At 66.4% G+C, this 15,955-nt stretch carries 19 protein-coding genes, 2 tRNA genes, 1 rRNA gene and 1 pseudogene; 12 read left to right on the forward strand and 11 right to left on the reverse strand.

Annotated elements, in window-relative coordinates:
* The first annotated feature begins 55 nt into the window (after positions 1-55).
* A 5S ribosomal RNA gene (gene rrf, locus ACFEMD_RS00005) occupies positions 56-177 on the forward strand.
* Between the two features lie 176 nt (positions 178-353).
* Positions 354-429 (forward strand) — tRNA-Cys (locus ACFEMD_RS00010).
* Between the two features lie 439 nt (positions 430-868).
* Here the strand turns inward: ACFEMD_RS00010 and ACFEMD_RS00015 are convergent.
* From ACFEMD_RS00015 to ACFEMD_RS00025, 3 genes are all read right to left on the reverse strand, one after another.
* Positions 869-942, reverse strand: a tRNA-Lys gene (locus ACFEMD_RS00015).
* A gap of 65 nt (positions 943-1,007) precedes the next feature.
* On the reverse strand, positions 1,008-1,706 hold the full coding sequence (locus ACFEMD_RS00020; RefSeq protein ID WP_394738844.1) for a DUF7119 family protein: 699 nt from the start codon (positions 1,704-1,706) through the stop codon (positions 1,008-1,010).
* Positions 1,707-1,763: 57 nt separating this feature from the next.
* On the reverse strand, positions 1,764-1,901 hold the full coding sequence (locus ACFEMD_RS00025) for a hypothetical protein (RefSeq protein ID WP_278303485.1): 138 nt from the start codon (positions 1,899-1,901) through the stop codon (positions 1,764-1,766).
* Between the two features lie 490 nt (positions 1,902-2,391).
* Between ACFEMD_RS00025 and ACFEMD_RS00030 the strand changes: the two genes are divergently transcribed.
* The 9 genes and pseudogenes from ACFEMD_RS00030 (at position 2,392) to ACFEMD_RS00070 (ending at position 8,293) form a co-directional block, all read left to right on the forward strand.
* Positions 2,392-2,886 (forward strand): ferritin-like domain-containing protein, encoded by a 495-nt coding sequence (locus ACFEMD_RS00030; RefSeq protein WP_005553396.1) that lies wholly within the window; start codon positions 2,392-2,394, stop codon positions 2,884-2,886.
* Positions 2,887-3,089: 203 nt separating this feature from the next.
* Positions 3,090-3,877 (forward strand): annotated as a pseudogene (locus tag ACFEMD_RS00035) (SDR family NAD(P)-dependent oxidoreductase).
* A gap of 93 nt (positions 3,878-3,970) precedes the next feature.
* Positions 3,971-5,425 carry a sodium-dependent transporter gene (locus ACFEMD_RS00040; RefSeq protein ID WP_394738845.1) on the forward strand — a complete coding sequence of 485 codons (1,455 nt, stop codon included), beginning with the start codon at positions 3,971-3,973 and terminating at the stop codon, positions 5,423-5,425.
* A complete protein-coding gene (locus ACFEMD_RS00045) occupies positions 5,425-5,742 on the forward strand; it encodes a hypothetical protein (RefSeq protein ID WP_394738846.1) in 318 nt (105 codons plus the stop codon). Before ACFEMD_RS00040 ends, ACFEMD_RS00045 begins: the two co-directional genes overlap by 1 nt.
* A gap of 38 nt (positions 5,743-5,780) precedes the next feature.
* The gene (gene rimI / locus ACFEMD_RS00050) at positions 5,781-6,254 is read left to right on the forward strand and encodes a ribosomal protein S18-alanine N-acetyltransferase (RefSeq protein ID WP_394738847.1); all 474 of its coding nucleotides are present in this window, start codon (positions 5,781-5,783) and stop codon (positions 6,252-6,254) included.
* Positions 6,255-6,303: 49 nt separating this feature from the next.
* On the forward strand, positions 6,304-6,702 hold the full coding sequence (locus ACFEMD_RS00055; protein WP_394738848.1) for a DUF5810 domain-containing protein: 399 nt from the start codon (positions 6,304-6,306) through the stop codon (positions 6,700-6,702).
* A 25-nt stretch (positions 6,703-6,727) separates the two neighbouring features.
* Positions 6,728-7,144, forward strand: a complete 417-nt coding sequence (locus ACFEMD_RS00060) for a DUF5809 family protein (RefSeq protein WP_394738849.1) — start codon at positions 6,728-6,730, stop codon at positions 7,142-7,144.
* 142 nt (positions 7,145-7,286) lie between these two features.
* The gene (locus ACFEMD_RS00065) at positions 7,287-7,856 is read left to right on the forward strand and encodes an NUDIX hydrolase (RefSeq protein WP_394738850.1); all 570 of its coding nucleotides are present in this window, start codon (positions 7,287-7,289) and stop codon (positions 7,854-7,856) included.
* A 59-nt stretch (positions 7,857-7,915) separates the two neighbouring features.
* Positions 7,916-8,293, forward strand: a complete 378-nt coding sequence (locus ACFEMD_RS00070) for a rhodanese-like domain-containing protein (RefSeq protein ID WP_394738851.1) — start codon at positions 7,916-7,918, stop codon at positions 8,291-8,293.
* A gap of 137 nt (positions 8,294-8,430) precedes the next feature.
* Here the strand turns inward: ACFEMD_RS00070 and yciH are convergent, their stop codons facing one another.
* The 6 genes from yciH to ACFEMD_RS00100 form a co-directional block, all read right to left on the reverse strand.
* Positions 8,431-8,724, reverse strand: a complete 294-nt coding sequence (gene yciH / locus ACFEMD_RS00075; protein WP_005553381.1) for a stress response translation initiation inhibitor YciH — start codon at positions 8,722-8,724, stop codon at positions 8,431-8,433.
* A 67-nt stretch (positions 8,725-8,791) separates the two neighbouring features.
* The gene (locus ACFEMD_RS00080; protein WP_394738852.1) at positions 8,792-11,059 is read right to left on the reverse strand and encodes a transglutaminase family protein; all 2,268 of its coding nucleotides are present in this window, start codon (positions 11,057-11,059) and stop codon (positions 8,792-8,794) included.
* A complete protein-coding gene (locus ACFEMD_RS00085) occupies positions 11,056-12,123 on the reverse strand; it encodes a DUF58 domain-containing protein (RefSeq protein WP_394738853.1) in 1,068 nt (355 codons plus the stop codon). Before ACFEMD_RS00085 ends, ACFEMD_RS00080 begins: the two co-directional genes overlap by 4 nt.
* Entirely contained in the window at positions 12,120-13,097 is a 978-nt protein-coding gene (locus ACFEMD_RS00090; protein WP_394738854.1) for an AAA family ATPase, read from the reverse strand. The genes ACFEMD_RS00085 and ACFEMD_RS00090 overlap by 4 nt, the downstream gene beginning before the upstream one ends.
* Before the next feature lie 190 nt (positions 13,098-13,287).
* Positions 13,288-13,482: a cold-shock protein gene (locus ACFEMD_RS00095; protein ID WP_005553374.1), complete on the reverse strand. Its 195-nt coding sequence runs from the start codon at positions 13,480-13,482 to the stop codon at positions 13,288-13,290.
* Positions 13,483-13,553: 71 nt separating this feature from the next.
* A complete protein-coding gene (locus ACFEMD_RS00100) occupies positions 13,554-13,823 on the reverse strand; it encodes a DUF7573 domain-containing protein (RefSeq protein ID WP_394738855.1) in 270 nt (89 codons plus the stop codon).
* Positions 13,824-13,913: 90 nt separating this feature from the next.
* Here ACFEMD_RS00100 and ACFEMD_RS00105 point away from each other — a divergent pair, with 90 nt between their 5' ends.
* Positions 13,914-14,108, forward strand: a complete 195-nt coding sequence (locus ACFEMD_RS00105) for a hypothetical protein (RefSeq protein ID WP_394738856.1) — start codon at positions 13,914-13,916, stop codon at positions 14,106-14,108.
* A gap of 20 nt (positions 14,109-14,128) precedes the next feature.
* Here ACFEMD_RS00105 and ACFEMD_RS00110 read toward each other — a convergent pair whose 3' ends face one another.
* Together ACFEMD_RS00110 and ACFEMD_RS00115 are read right to left on the reverse strand one after the other, a co-directional pair.
* Positions 14,129-15,136 (reverse strand): 5,10-methylenetetrahydromethanopterin reductase, encoded by a 1,008-nt coding sequence (locus tag ACFEMD_RS00110; protein ID WP_394738857.1) that lies wholly within the window; start codon positions 15,134-15,136, stop codon positions 14,129-14,131.
* Entirely contained in the window at positions 15,133-15,903 is a 771-nt protein-coding gene (locus tag ACFEMD_RS00115) for a coenzyme F420-0:L-glutamate ligase (protein WP_394738858.1), read from the reverse strand. Before ACFEMD_RS00115 ends, ACFEMD_RS00110 begins: the two co-directional genes overlap by 4 nt.
* Positions 15,904-15,955: the final 52 nt, after the last annotated feature.

A 15,955-nucleotide genomic window follows, 5' to 3' on the forward strand; every position in this document is an offset into this window, starting at 1 on the left:
TTCAGAGAGGCCACCGATATTGGAATGATCGCGGTTCGATTCCGCGAATCGGCGTTCAGGCGGCCACAGCGGCGGGGCCCCTCCCGTACCCATCCCGAACACGGAAGATAAGCCCGCCTGCGTTTCGGGGAGTACTGGAGTGGGCGACCCTCTGGGAAATCCGATTCGCCGCCACCACTCATACTCACCTTTCAGCCCGCACAGCAGCCGCTGTGTGGGCTTTCCGTATTTATACAGTACGAATGTTATTGCCGTTGTCTCCCGTTGGTAATACGAGCAGTGCGCTCGAGCACACCCCCGAGATCGGTCCGTACCGCTATATTTAAACGACCACAGTGACAACAGAGAACCGCGCCAAGGTGGCAGAGTCCGGCCGAACGCAGCGGCCTGCAGAGCCGCCCACCGCCGGTTCAAATCCGGCCCTTGGCTTGCTTCTATATGGTGAGTGACTGGACTAGCTGGCGGACGGGTCGTCACTCATAGTCGCTCCGTCGAGCGTAGTGATCACCACAACGTACATTACGAACCCACAGAGCGATCACCGGGTCTCGAACAGACGGTCGTTTCAGACCCCATGTCGTCACACCACCGGTAGTCGAACCGTTTCGGCAGCACTCTCGAGGTCGTTCCGGCAGGAAGGTGCCGAGTGTACTTCGAGCGTGTGGTTGCGGTGACGTCACTTTGCTATCCAACTCGTATGGGTTTCATTACCTGTCGCTTGTGGATTCATTTGTGACAGGAAAGCGGGCCGGGCGCGATTATGAACGACGCCGAGACGTTCCTGCTCACTTCGTTGCGCGGGCTGTGACTCGTCTACTTCAAATCGCTCTAGCCGCTTTGCTCCTCGCGTAATTGCTCGGAGCAAAAGCGGGCCGGGCGCGATTTGAACACGCGACCGTCTGGTTAAAAGCCAGACGCTCTGCCAAACTGAGCTACCGGCCCTCTGTTCTGTACTATCGGGGAGTGCCGGTTAAACGTTTCTTTCTCGGTTTGTGATACTGTAGACCTCAGTCGAAGTACTCCTCGAGCGCGGCCGTAACGAGCTCCCCGGGAGCGACGTCTTCGATCGATGCGCGGCGTCGAAGGTCTCGGTAGCTATCGGGAGAGAGGGCAACCTCGATCCGGCCGAGTTCGACATCGTACTCTCTGAGCGCGTGCTCGATCGGTGTTCCGTCGTTGACGGCGCTGGCGACGCTGCGGACCTCTCGGACGGTAAGGTCGCCGTCGAGTGTGGCCCAGGCGAGGAGCAGTCGAGCCTCACCCCCGACGCGAGCGATATGCTTGGCCGCCGTCGGCGCGATACGGCCGAGTGCGACCTGCTTGCGGACCGACCGTGGCAGGTCGTGAACGCGAGCCCACTTGCGGATGAACGAAACCGTCGCGTTCCCGCCGGTCCGCTCGGCCGCGGCCTTGTACGATCCCTCGCCGCGAACGAGCGTGGCACAGGCGGCGGCACCGCGAAGCATGTACAGGTGGTCATCGTTCGTGTCGCCGCTTGCGAACTGCCGAACGGTCTCGGCGGCGTCGGCGAGGCGGTCGGGATCGTCGGGATCGAACTGAACGGCCTCTCGAGCGTGTGGCCCGGCGACCGATTCGTCACCTCGGATGACGGGTGCGCCGACCGGCGACTCCCGGTCAGTGGGGACGGGTTCGGGAGGACCGTCTGTGTCGTCCCCCATCTGATTCCGACGACGATCGTCAGTCATGTCGAAGTAGATGGTCCGTGAAGCCAAAAAGAACGAGGTTTTGGCGACACCCGCCGGTCATTCGTCTCGCTTTTCGGCGAGGTGCTCCCAGATTTCTGTGCAACCGGCTCCCTCTTCGATTCCGTCGAGATGTGAATCGTCCGAATCGTCGTCGTCGTCGATTGGTTCCGGTTTGCAGTCCGGGGCGTGTGCCATGGACGACTGTTAGGGGTCCGAACGAATAAGTGGCGCTTCAGCCGCAAAGGATACCCGTGCTCACCCGTCTCGGACAATGGTGCCGCTATCTCGGACCGTCCGGCGGTTGGCCGCGTGGCGGACCGACGCCGGCAACGATACGCCAGTGCCGATCGAACGGTGCGCTTGAGCCGAATCGCGCGTTCGAACGCCCGACGCTCCGGATCGGCGTCCGTTCGGTCCCCGATCCCACCAGAGGTGACAGGAGAAACGGTTTCTCGGGTCACCGTGTGGGGTAGGGAGCAGGCAAATTTGGCCGATAAGTGTGGAGTCGCTGGGAAACTGGACGACCCGGGCCGAAACGAGGACCTGGAGCCGACGGAGACTCGGTTTCGGGATCGGCTCGCACACCTCTTGCTCCGATCGATCGGCCGGACTGTGAGTTCGATTGTCGCCTGCCCTCGCAGGGAGTCGACTTTTTCTTTCGGTCGGCGGAGGCGCTGGTGGAACGATGACAGTCGAAACCATTCAGGAGCTGTTCGAGCACGGTCTCGAGGACATCTATCACGCTGAGCACGAACTGCTCGACGCACTCGAGGACCTCGAGGAGAACACCGAACGCGAGGAGATCTCGTCGGCGTTCGCCGAACACCGCGAGGAGACCGAGGGACAGATCGACCGTCTCGAGGAGGTGTTCGAAATCTTTGGCGAGCCGCCCGAGAAGGAGGAGTGTGAGGGCATCAAGGGATTGATCCAGGAGTACGAGGAGTTTACCGCCGAGGATCCCTCCCAGGAGGTACTCGACTATCACAGCATGGCCGCCGCGGAGAAGACTGAACACTACGAGATCGCGGCCTACGGGAACCTCATCCCGCTCGCCGATCAGCTCGGGATGGACGAGGCGGCCGACCTCCTCGAGGAAAACCTTCGAGAGGAGCAGGAGGCTCTCGACGAGCTGACGGAACTGACCGAGTCCTTCGAGATGGACGCGATTCCTGCAGAGTAACACCATGACGGACGAGACCGAAAACGAAACCGACGACGAGACGCAGTACGGCGGCACCGAGGACGAACAGCCCGAGACCTCTATCGACGACGAAGACGACGAGGACGACGAGGAGTAACCCCGTCTTTCTCGTGGCACCGGTGTACGGGGCCCGTCCCTACTCGAACTGAAACGCGCTTCCGTTGCATCGATCGATGGAGCGTCTGCCGACGCCGATGTATGATTTCGACGGAACGACGGCTCTCGTTACTGGTGGAAGCTCCGGTATCGGACGCGCGATCGCGCGCCGGTTCGGGGATGCGGGTGCGACAGTGCTGAACGCCGACCTACTGGAGGCGCCGAAAGACGTCGGCGCAGAGACGCCAACCCATCTGGCGATCCGCGAGGCGGGTGGGGAGGCCGAGTGCGTCGAGACGGACGCTTCGCAGCCGGCTGATCTGACGACTGCAGTCGAAGCGGCTCGCGAGTTCGGGGGTGTCGACGTGATGGCCAACAACGCCGCCGTGATCGAGAACCGTTGCCTCGACGAGTGGACCCACGAGGCGTTCGATCGGGTGTTCGACGTCAACGCTCGTGGACGTTCTTCGGAACGCAGGCGGCTGCCACCGACGTGCGCGACCGCGAGACGGACGGCTGTATAATCGACACGGCGTCGATCAGCGGGCGGTTCGCACAGCCGAACCTTGCCCCGTACGAAGCGGCGAAGGCGGGCATTCGGATGCTCACGCGCAGTACGGCACTCGAACTCGCCGCCGACGGAATCCGGGCGAACGCGATCGTCCCCGGAAAGATCGCCACGGAGTTTCTCGAGGGAGTGACTGAGGACCAACGTCGCGCGGTCGCCCAAGAAGACACCGTCAAGACGGTTCCGCTCGCCAGGGCCGGAACGCCGGCGGATATCGCCGGCGCCGCGCTCTTTCTGGCGTGTGACGACGTCGGCTACGTTACGGGCGAACTCCTCCACGTCGACGGCGGCTATCAGGTCGTCTGATCGGTTGGGATTCGATCGGTCGGTCGCAAGACCCGTGCTGGCACATAACACATATAATCCTGCTCGAGGTAGACACCTGCGGAGGAACACAGCATGGCAGATGCCAAGACGGCTCGAGCGGAGTGGGGGACGCGGTTCGGCTTCCTGATGGCGATGATCGGCGCCATGGTCGGCGCCGGGAACATCTGGCGGTTCCCGTACGTAATGGGCGAAAACGGCGGGGGTGCGTTCGTTCTCGCCTTCCTCGTCCTGTTGTTCCTGCTTGCGGTACCGGGACTGATGGCCGAGGTCGCCCTCGGCCGCTACACGAACAAAGGTGTCATCGGCGCCTTCCGGGACGTCCTCGGACGGGGCGGGTTGGTCGGGCTCGGCGTGATCGTCCTGCTCGTCAACATCGCGCTGATGTCGTACTACTCGCCGCTGATCGGGTGGACGCTGTACTACGCGGTTCACTCGCTGTTGTTTTCCTTTACCGCAACCGGGTTCGAAGCCGAGGCGTTCATGGACGCGTTCTTCGCGAATCCGGCGCTGATGATCGGACTCCACACCGTGGTCATGATATCTGTTGCCGCGGTCCTCCTGCTTGGGATCCGGCGCGGCGTCGAACGGCTGGTCGTCTACGCCGTGCCGGCGCTCGTGATCGCGCTCGTCATCATGACGGCTCGCGGACTCACCCTCCCGGGTGCGAGCGAGGGGATCGCCTTCACGTTCGGCGTCCAGTGGGACGCCCTGCTCGAGGGGTCGACGTGGATCGCCGCGCTCGGTCAGGCGCTGTTCTCGACGGGACTGGGCTGGGGAATCGCCCTGACGGTCGGGAGCTACCTGCGGGAGTACGACGACGTTCCCCTCGGTGGCGGCGTCTTCACCGCAATAGGCGAGTCGAGCATCGGGATCCTCGCGGCGCTGGCGATCTTTCCCGTCGTCTTCGCGGTCGGCGTCGAACCCGACGCGGGCGCGGGACTGGCCTTCGTCTCGCTCGTCCAGGTCTTTCCGGAGATTCCGCTCGGTGGGCTCGTCGCGGTCCTGTTTTTCGTCGGGTTCTTCCTCGCGACCTTCACGTCGGGGGTCGTCATCACCGAGGTCAGCGTCACGACGCTCACCGAGGAGACGAAGTACAGCCGGAAGCAGACGGTACTCGGGGTTTGCGGGCTAATCTGGCTGCTCGGCATTCCAAGTGCGTACTCCGCCGACATCCTCGATTACCTCGATTTCGTCTTCGGCAACTGGGGACTCCCGCTCGCGACGCTGGCTATCATCGGCGTCATCGGCTGGGTCCTCGGTCCGGAGCGACTCCGCCTGCTGGCGGTCAACCGCAACGCGGGAATCTACGTCGGCAAGTGGTGGGACCCGGTCATCAAGTACGTCATCCCGGCGGTGATGATCTTCATCATGGCCTACTTCGCCTGGGAGGACTTCGGCTCCCCGGAGATGATCGGCGGGATGCTGGTCATCGTGTTGTTCCCGATCATCGGCTACGGGATCATGTCGGTCCTCGAGGGCCGCGGCGGCGGCCCGGACACTGCGGACGTAACCGGAGGTGACGACTGATGGTGCTGACCGCCGAAGTGATCGGGATGCTCGTCTTCACGCTAGCGGCGTTCTGGGGTCTGGCGACCTGGTCGCTCGTGCGAACGATGCGCCAGGAGGGACGCAAGGTCGAGATCCTCGAACAGCAGGATCGGATGGACACCTACTCACCGGAGGCGCTGGCGGAGCTCCGGGAGTGGATCCAGGCCAATCCCGACGATCCGCTCGTCGACGACGCTCGCCGCCGACACAACGAGTGCATCGAGGCCCTCGAGGAGACGGACAGGCGGTTCTACGACTGGTCGGATGAGGAGATCGACCGCCTCGAGCGAGTCTGAGCGGGAGGGCTTTTGGTACTCGAGGAGGTAGACCGAGTGTGACGACGTCGGCCCCGGCCCCCGAGGAGGAGTACTCGATTCGGCCTGCGGAGCGTGCTGATCTGCTCGCGGTCGTTCGAATCGAGCGCGAGTCGTTTCCTCAACCGTGGCCCTACGACGCGTTCGAGCGCTTTCTCGACGAACCCGGCTTCCTGGTCGCCGTCGACGCCCTCGGCGCGGTGGCGGGGTACGTCGTCGCCGACGTGAACCGTCAGTACGGCCGCAACCGCGGCCACGTCAAGGACATCGCGGTCCGTCCGGAGCGCCGGGGAAGCGGCGTCGGCTCCGCGTTGCTGTCGCGTATCGTCGCCGTCCTCCTCTCCCACGGTGCCGACTCGATCAAACTCGAGGTCCGGGAATCAAACGACGCGGCCAAACGCCTCTACCGGAAGTTCGGCTTCGAACCGCTCCGGCGTGTGCCGGGCTACTACGACGACGAGGACGCCATCGTGATGGTCCGAAAGCTCGAGTGAGCGGTACGGGAGCGGGGAGGTTTTAGGACCGACGACCCTACCCCTCGGTATGGGATATCGCTGTCCGATCTGTGAGACCGAGGAGGCCGACGCCGTCCACCTCGCGAACCACCTCGCCGTCACCGCCTCGCTGGGACGGCCGGATCACGAGGCCTGGCTCGAGGACCACGCCCCGGACTGGGGCGACTGTACTCCGGAGGAACTCGGCGAAATCGTCAGCGAGCACGCCGAGACCGTCGAGACGCCCGAGTTCGACGGTCACGACCACGCCGATCACGGCCGACCGGGCGGGCTCGAGGGGGACCTCGCCCGCCAGAGTCGCCAGCCGGGTCGCGGCTCGATGACGGCCGAGGCGGAGCAGGTACTCCGGGAGGCCCGGGAGCTGACCGAGCAGATGGCAGACGGTGAGGCTGAATCCGGGACCGAGAACGGAAACGAAAACGCGTAACTGGCGGACCCGCGAGGATCCTCGTATGGAGATGACGGGAACGTTCACGTTCGAGTCGGCCGCGGAAGCGCGCGAACGCTACGAGTCGATCGGCCCGACAGCACAGACGGTCGTCCGCGAGGTTGCGAAGGCGATGGCGTTCGATCGCGAGGAGTACGACGAGCGCGTCGACGGCGACGTCGTCGAGATCGCCCGCGATGCGCTGTTCGCGAGCCTACTCGAGGTGCGGGTCGGCTCCCGCGAGGAGTACGAGGAGTGGCGCGAGCGCTACGATGGCGAGGTGACCGAGGTCGGCCACGAGCGCGTCGACCGCGTCGTCTGGCACGCCGGGCCGACCGGCGAGGCCGTCGCGGCGACCTTTCAGGACGAGGAGGCGGCCGCCGTCGCGACGCTTCGTCGCCAAGCGTTCGGTCGGCTCTACCGGGAGCTCCTCGAGGACTGATACGGATTGCTGTAACGATTTACCGGCGCAACCGCCGCCCGGGTCGCGGTTGCGCCGGAAGTGACTTACAGTAAACCGTATGACGACGTCCTCGAGCGCGGAGGCGATATCTATTCCCACCTCGAGCACGCAGCCGTTCTCCATGACCGACATCGACGACTGGGAGCTCCTGGAGGAAGTGACCGAGTACGACACCCCCTGGTACGAGGGCGGCTACGACCGGCTCCGCCAGCCCGACGGCTCCGAAAAGCAGTACTACTGGGCCGATCTCCCGCCCGCGGTCGTCGTGGTCGCCCGGGTCGACGCCGACGTTCTCGAGAGCGACGAGAACGGGCAGGATCACCTGCTGTTCGTCGAGCAGTACCGCCCGACGATCCGCGAGACCCACCTCGAACTTCCCGCGGGGATCGTCGAGGACGGCGAATCCTACACGACCGCGGCCGCCCGCGAACTCGAGGAGGAGACCGGCTTTCGCCCCTCGAGCACCGCGCTCCTCCAGGAATACGCCGTCGCGACGGGCGTGCTCCGTCACGACCGAGCGGTCGTCTACGCCGAGGGTCTCGAGCCCGGCGAGCGCGAGCTCGACAACAACGAGTTCCTCGAGGTGACGACGGTGCCGATCACCGAAGCCTTCGAGCGCGCCCGCGAACAGCCGGCCAACGACTCGACGCTGACCGCGCTGTTGCTCGCGAAGGAAGACGGGCTGCTCTGACCGCGGATCGGTGCCGGAACCCGTGGCGCTTATTCGAGCGGCGTTCCAACCCCGGAGCAATGGACGGCGAAATTTCGACGTCGGAGGTACGTGAGTTACTCGAGGACGACGCCGACGTTCGGGTCGTCGACATCCGCGACGAGCACAGCTTCGCGCACAGTCGGATCCCGGACAGCGAGAATCTGCCGTTTCAACAGCTCTCGGCACGGATCGAGGAACTCGAGGGAGCGGACCACATCGTCACCGTCTGCCCACACGGAAAGGCGAGCGTCCAGGCGGCCCAGCTCATCGGCTCCTACGAGGGAACCGCCGACGCCCGCGTCGAGAGCATGGCCGGCGGACTTGAGGAGTACGGGATGAGATACGGGCTCGCCCGCGGTGAGGACGGCGAGTCCGACGACGCCGCGGACGCCGAGCCGCCGGAGTCGCCGTTCTGAGTTCGGTTCGGCGCCTCGCTCACGGAAAATTCGAGCCGTCGGCTCGGCGGTTTCTCCGTCGAAAAAGATCGATCGCTGAGAGACACGGTGCGCGAGTCGTGGAGTTCGGAAGTCGTCTCAGAGCATCGCGGGCTGGATCAGGCGACGTTGAAGCCGCGGTCCCGAAGGAAGTCCTCGATGCGACCGGTGTGATTACCCTGGAGTTCGATCTGACCGTCCTCGACGGTCCCGCCGCAGGCGAACTTCGATTTGAGATCCGACGAGAGACTGTCCAGGTCGACGTCCTTCGGATCGAATCCTTCGACGATCGTTACCTCTTTTCCGTATCTGCGCTCGTCAATGCGGATGTTGAGTTGCTGTTGTCCCTTGGCTACGTCCTCACAGACGCAAAGCTCTTCGGGCAGCCCGCACGTCGAGCAGACTTCCGACATTACGATCGAAAGTACGGAATGGGCATATTAAACACTATCGGGACCCGCGCCGCGTCGGGCGGTCTTTTTAAAATCGATCGAGAAGCGGGAGTCGCTCTCGAGCCAGGTCGTCGACGATCGCAATCGCCTCGTCGGCCGACTCCCGATCGACCCCGCCGCCGTAGGTCGCCCGCTCGTAGCAGCGCGCGACCCGCTCTGCGCGCGGGTCCAGTGACTCCGCCGCGGACAGCGCCGAGAGGTACTGTCGGCTCGACTCGCTGCGGCGCCGCGGACGGTACTCGCGGGCTAGGACTCGCTCGAGACGACGGTACGCTCGCCGTGCGTCCTCGTCGGGGTCGCCGCGGCGGCCGTGCCAGTAGAGGCGGAACTCCCGACGGGCCCGCCGGCTCGCGCCGGTTCGCCGGACCCCCGCAGCCAGCCCGATCAACGCGAGGAGCCCGATCGCGAGCTGTTCGCGAGTGATCGTTACGACCTCGCGCGGATCGAAGCCATCGTCACTTCCCGCGTCAGCGCTCGCGCCGTCGTCGCCGTTGCCGTCGTCGACGTTGGCCCCGTCGTCAGCGTCGTCGGGTTCCGTGTCGTTGGGATCGTCGTCGTCCGCCTGGCCGTCGTCGTCGGACTCGTTCGGCTCCTCGTCGCCCTCCGACTCGTCGTCATCTTCGTCGTCGGAGATCGGAACGTCCTCGCTCTCCTCGATGTCGACGCCGTCGTGGCCGTCCTCGCGGGCCTCCTCGAGGCGGTCGTTGTGCTCGTCCTCGCGGGCGTCGCCCGGCGTCGGCTCGAAGGCGACCCAGCCGTGGTCGGGGAAGTAGACCTCGACCCAGGCGTGGGCGTCCAGTCCGCGCACGACGTACTCGCCGTCGTCGATCTCCTGCCCGCTGGTGTAGCCCGTCGCGTACCGGGCCGGGATCTCTTCGGACCGCAGCATCTGGACCATCGACGTCGCGAAGTAGACGCAGTAGCCCTCGTCCATCTCGAAGAGGAACTCCTCGGCGACGTTACCCGAGGGCTGGTCGACGTCGAGGGAGTATCCCTTCGACGAGCGGAGGTACTGTTCGATCGCGACGGCGGCGTCGTAGTTCGTCTCCGCGTCGGCGGTCACCTCGGCGGAGTACTCCTCGAACTCGCTCGAGGTGTCCTCGGGAAGCTGGAGGTAGTCGCTGTCGTCGATCACGTGGTCGGGGTAGTCGGTCCCCGCCGCCCGGAGCTCGTCGGGGTCGGGGTCGACGACGGCGCTCTCGACGGCGTACTCGTCGCCCTCGACGAGCGTGTCGGCCGGCTGGGGCTGCCCGTGAGCCGAGACTTCGGCGTGTCTCACGGGCGGTCCCTCGAGTTCGACCTGCTGGGCCGCACCGGGGAGCACGCCAAGTTCGGTCTGTGCGGTGACGCGCTGGCTGACCGTCTCGGGATCGCCCGGCGGCCCGTCGATCGAGCCGTCGTACTCCTCGAGGGAGCCGGACCTGACCCACTCGTCGCCCGCGAAGCGATCGTAGACGCCGGTTCGCCAGTACGATTGCTCCTCGGAGTCGACCGTGAACCGGACCTCCGGCGAGAGGTCGACCTGGCCGCTGATCCCGGAGCGCTCGTCGGCGGTGTCGATCGTCCCCTCGAGCGTGCCGTCCCCGCCGCCGGAGAACGTCGCTCCCTCGTCCTCGCCGGGGAGGATCGTGACCGACAGCGAGAGGACGATCATCGCCGCGAACACCACCGCGAGCAGGTCGGCCTGGGCGACCGAGCCGCCGCGGCGCTCGAGCTCGCCGAAGCCAACGGCGCCGATCCCGGAGGCGGTTCCGATCAGGGTGATCGTCGTCCCGGCGTCGCCGGTCAGCACGAGGAACAACAGCGCGAGGCCGCCGGGGACGACGGCGAGGGCGTAGCGACCGCGCACGGCGAGATACCACGAGAGGAAGGCGGGGCCGGGTGCGAACCCGAGCGTCCAGAGTCCCGCCTCGACCATCCGGAGCAGGGGAAGTCCGGTCGCGAGCGCGGCGGTGTCGTCGAGGATCGTTCCGGTTGCGGCGAGCGCAGCGTCGACGCCGACCCCCGTGGCCTCGAGGTAGTAGGCGAAGCCGACGGCAACAATGACGATCGCTGCGGCCGTCGCCGTCCGAGGACGGATCGCCCGCGCGAGGACCGTCGCCGCGACGAGCATCGACCCGACCAGCAGGAGCAACGACCCGGTGCCGCCGACGACCTGGGTCACCTCGCGCAGCACCCAGACGTACGAGCCGATCAGCGCCGCCACGCAGGCGAGCGCGAGCAGCCGGAACGGGCCGGTGCCGACCGACCGCTCGAGGTCGACGTCGACGGTCCGTCCGCGCGAGTCGGTGCTCACGCGGCCACCCCCGGGGAGCCGTCCGTCTCCGTGTCCGCGTTCGACGATCCGTTTCCGTCGCTCCGGCTGTCAACAGCCGTCCGACCGTCGGCGCCGCGGAGCCGATCGAACGGAATCTCGTGGCCCTCGACGACGACCGTCGTTCCGTTTGCGTCCGCCTGGACCAGGACGTCGGCCTCGGTTCGGCTCCGCTCGTCGAGCTCCTCGGCCTCGAGGACGGCGAGCGATCGGAGCAGCGACCGATGGTGCCGGCGGCCGGTGCCCGGCGGGTGTCCCTCGGCTCCGACGGTCAGCCCGACCCTGACCTCGCACTCGAGGAGGTAGGTCGCGACGCTGGCGACGGCCGCGGCCAGCTCGTCCTCCCGACCGGGGGTACACTCGGCGGCGACCCTGGCGGCGCCGACGGTCTCGTCGGCGGCGAACTCCTTGACGACGAGTTCGTCGTCCGGCCGCTTGGCCGCGGACTTCCAGTGGACCTCCCGGAGCGGATCGCCGCGCTGGTACTCCCGAAGGTGGTCGAACTCCTCGCGGTTGGCCTCCCGCGCGACGCCGGCGAGGACCTCGAGGTCGCGACTCGCACCGTTCTGCAGGTCGTAGATCCGCGGGTAGGCGAGTACCGTCGTCGTCTCTTCGTACTCGAACCGCCGCTTGAAGAGTCCGAACACGTCCCGCACCGCGATCGACACCGGACCGATCCGGTGTTCGCCACGCTCCTCGAGGGTGAGATCGTACTCGAGTTGGGTCTCGCCCTTGAGGGTCGTCTCGACGGTCGGGTCCGGTGCGGCGAGTCCGTCGCCGACGTCGTCGCGGACGGTCGCGGCGACGCTGGAGTCGGTTTCGATCGCGACGGTGACGGTTCGGGTCTCGCCGAGGAACCCCTCCGGAACCGGGGCTCGCCTGACCGCGGGTCTGTCGGCTCTGACCGTCGTGAGGACGCCGGCGACGACGACCACCACCAGCGGGATGACGACGGCGTCGAGCGAGCGCGGCCCGTACTGCCAGCTCATCACGGCTCCGAACGCGACGACCGCGACGACCCCCCAGCCGCGACTCGTGAGTCTCATTCGACGGTCGTGTACTCGAGGGCGTCGGCGACGACCGACTCGCCGTCCCTGTCCCGGCTCTCGGTCTTGATCCGGTGGCTCAACACGACCGGGGCCTCCGTCTGGAGATCGTCCGGAACGACGTACTCGCGGCCCGCGAGGGCGGCTCGAGCCTGGGCAGCCCGCAGCAGCGAGATCGTCGCCCGCGGGCTGACGCCGATGCGGGCGTGTTCGCGGGTGTAGCCCGCCAGCCGCGTCGCGTACGCTCGAACCGGCTCCTCGACGCGGATCTCGGCGACGGTCTCGCGGGCGCGAACGAGCGTCTCCAGATCCGTTACCGGCTCGAGGGAGTCGATCGGGTGGCGGCCGACGGCCCGGCCGAGCAGCTCCGTCTCCTCCTCGGCGTCGGGATACCCCAGACTGAGCTTCTTCATGAAGCGGTCGATCTCGGCGAACGGCAGCTCGTATGTCTGGTTGGGTTCGACGGCGTTCTGGGTCGCGATGACGGTGAAGGGATCCGGCAGCGCGCGGGTCTCGCCGTCGACGGTGACCTGTTCCTCGGCCATCGCCTCGAGCAGCGCCGACTGGGTCTTCGGCGGCGCGCGGTTGATCTCGTCGCCCAGGACGACGTTGGCGAAGATCGGTCCCGGGTTGAACTCGAACTCGCGGGTCTTCTGGTTGAAGACGTTAACGCCGGTGACGTCCGCGGGCAGAAGATCGGGTGTAAACTGGATCCGTCGGAACGTACAGTCGACCGAACGGGCGATCGAGCGGGCGAGCATCGTCTTGCCGACGCCCGGAACGTCGTCGAGCAGGACGTGTCCGCGCCCGAGAAGCGCCGTGATCGCGTGTTCGATCGCGTCGTCGTGTCCGACGATGACGCGGGAGACGTTCGACTCGACGTCCGTACAGAGGTCCTCGATCGTCGAGACGGGGAGGGGTTCCGGTTCGGAGGGAGCGCGGTCGGCCGCGGACTGGGAGGTCGGCTCGCTCATGGCTCGAGACGGTCTCCGTTGGGAACCCGCAAGCTACTCATCAGTACGGTATCAGGGAGTTAGAACCATATGTTTTGTGTTGACGGGGACCGGTCTGCGGTTCGTACTCGAATGCCAGCCTAACGGTCCGTTCGAGCGTCGCCACTACGGGGATGTAGCAGTCAGAAAACGATACCTCCGTCGTGACACCTCAGAGCCGTTCGACGTCGTTCGCCCGCGGGCCCTTGTCGGCTTCCACGATCTCGAACTCGACTTCCTGGCCCTCCTCGAGGTCGGGGCCACCGACGTCTTCCATGTGGAAGAACACGTCCTCGTCCGCGTCCTCGGTTTCGATGAAGCCGTAACCGCCCGTGTCGTTGAAGAATGCGACCGTACCTTTCGCCATTGCAAGTTCATAGAACCGCGACAGAGATATAAATGTTCGGGAGGGAGTACCGCACTCGGGATCTCGAGCGGTTACCAGGACTTACAGTCCGGACAGACGAGCGCTCCGTCCTCTCGCCAGACGCGCTCGACGGTCGTCTCGCAGCGCTGGCAGGTGTAGGAGCCCCAGGCGTAGGTCGACAGCGCCGTTCCGTGCTCGCTCGAGTCGCGGTCGCTTCCCTGATCGGCCTCGTCTTCCGTGGAGCCGTCCCCATCGGATTCCTCGCGTTCCCGCCCGCGTTCGCCGTCGTCGGCCCGATCCGTCGACCCGGTGAACGAGGAGAGCGTCGCGTCGTCGGTCATCGCTCTCGCGTACGATCGGGGACGGGTTAAGTTCGACCGTTCGGTGCCGGGATCGGCACCCCCAAGTACCATCCCTGACAACACGCAGCTATGGACTCCGCCGTAGTGATGAACGTGATCGTGGACAACGTTCGGGAGATGAACGAGTACTTCACCGAGGTCGCGATGGGCGACGGGCTCGCCCCGCTGCTCGTTCTCTTCGGGACGTTGCTGATCGTCTTCTCGCTGGGCGTCTTCGGCGCCCTGACGCTGGGCGCCGTCGGCGACCTCTTTACCTCGAGCTAGAACCGCCCGACTGTTTCGGACTACGCGACGCGCTCGAGCGCCTCGCTCGCCCGCTCGATCGAGTCCTCGAGCTCCGGCCCCAGCGGCGAGCCGACGACGATCCCGTCGACGTGCTCGAGGGCGGCCGCGAAGCGGTCTGCGACCGTTTCGGTCGTGCCGGCGATACAGAAGCGGTCGATCATCCGCGGCGTCACGTGCTCGAACGCCTCCCCTAGCTCGCCGTTCTCGACCGCGTCGCTGATCTCGCTCGCTGCCCCGCGGTCGATGTCGTGGCGGTCGAGAACGGGATCGGCCGCGCCGCCGACGATGAAGGCGACGGGCGGTCGGGCCGCCTCGCGGGCCGCGTCCTCGTCAGCCGCGACGCTGGTACTGGCGAACGCGAGCGACTCGAAGCTCCCGTACTCCTCGAGACGGTCCTCGAGGCCCTTCTCGAGCTGTCCTGCAGCCCACTCGAGGTCGTCCGGGTGGGCCGCGTTGATCAACACCCCGTCGGCGTGTTTCGCGCTCATCCGGAGCATGTGGGGCCCCTGCGCGCCGACGTAGACCGGCAGCTCGCGGGGCTCGAGGTTGAGCGAGGCGTCGCGGGCGGTGAACGTCCCCTCGTGGGTGATCGTCTCGCCGGCCCAGAGGTCGCGAGCGACGTCGAACGACTCGAGCACCCGCCGCAGCGGCCGCTCGTGGTCGTACCCCAGATTCGAGAGCGCGGAGCGATCGCCGGCGCCGATCCCGAAGACCCCGCGGCCGTCGCTGACCTCGTCGATCGTCGCGGCCTGGCTCGCGAGCCTGACGGGGTGGGTGTCGTAGGGGTTGACGATTCCCGGTCCCAGTCGCATGGAATCGGTCGCCTCGGCCATCTTCGCGAGCGCGACGAACGGGTCGCGGTTGAAGTAGTGGCTGCTCGCGAACGCGACGTCGAACCCCTCGCGTTCCGCGACGCCGGCGAGTTCGCCCATCCGCTCGGGCGCGTGTTCCGGCGTGAGTTCGATGCCTCGAGTCGTCTCCTCCGTCGATGTCTCGTGATCAGTCATTGTTCGAATTCCCACTCCCGCAGGGCCTGGCGAACCAGATCGTCCTCGACGTCTCTGAACAGCTCGTCGCTTCCCTCGAGGTCGCCGAAGCTCCAGTCGCTGACGACGACCGCGGGGGTGCCGTCGGCGCCTTCCCCGGTGACGAGGTTCGCGGCGCTCGCGAGTTCGTCGACCACCGACTGGACGGTGACGCCGAGTTCGCGGCCGTCGCGGTCGGGTTCGCCGCGCCAGTCCCGGCTCGCCGACATTCCGGCCCAGCCGAGCGCGACGCCGCGCTGGCCGTGACGGAACGGCCGCCCGCAGGTGTCGGTGACGATCACGGCGACGTCCTCGTGGCCGCGGGCCGCGAGCCCCGCGCGGATTCGCTCGGCGCTCCGGGTCGGCCTCCGCGGAAGCAAGAGGAGGTCGTGGTCGGGAACGTTCGAGCGGTCGATCCCCGCGTTGACGCAGATGTGGCCGAAGCGGGTCTCGGTGAGCATGAACGGACGCTCGATCAGCAGCTCCGTGCTTTCCTCGAGGACGGCCTGGGCGAACCGGGGGTCCTTCTCCTCGCCCGCGACCGCGCCGATTCGTTCGGCGAGCTCCTTCGCACGACCGCTGACGGGGTAGTCCTCGAGATCCGCCGTCCGCCCCTCGGCCTTCGAGACGATCGTGCTCGCGACGGTGAGCACGTCGCCGGGCTCGAGGGCGGTCCGATCGGCGACGAGATCGGCGATGTCGTCGCCGGGCCGGATCTCGGGCAGATCCGCCACTGCGTGCAGTTCCATACCGGAGCGTGGGGCAGCGCCGTCAAAAGCGCACCGTCACCGGAGCGTTTGT

It is taken from the genome of Natronococcus roseus, from assembly GCF_043677095.1.
Lineage (GTDB): Archaea > Halobacteriota > Halobacteria > Halobacteriales > Natrialbaceae > Natronococcus > Natronococcus roseus.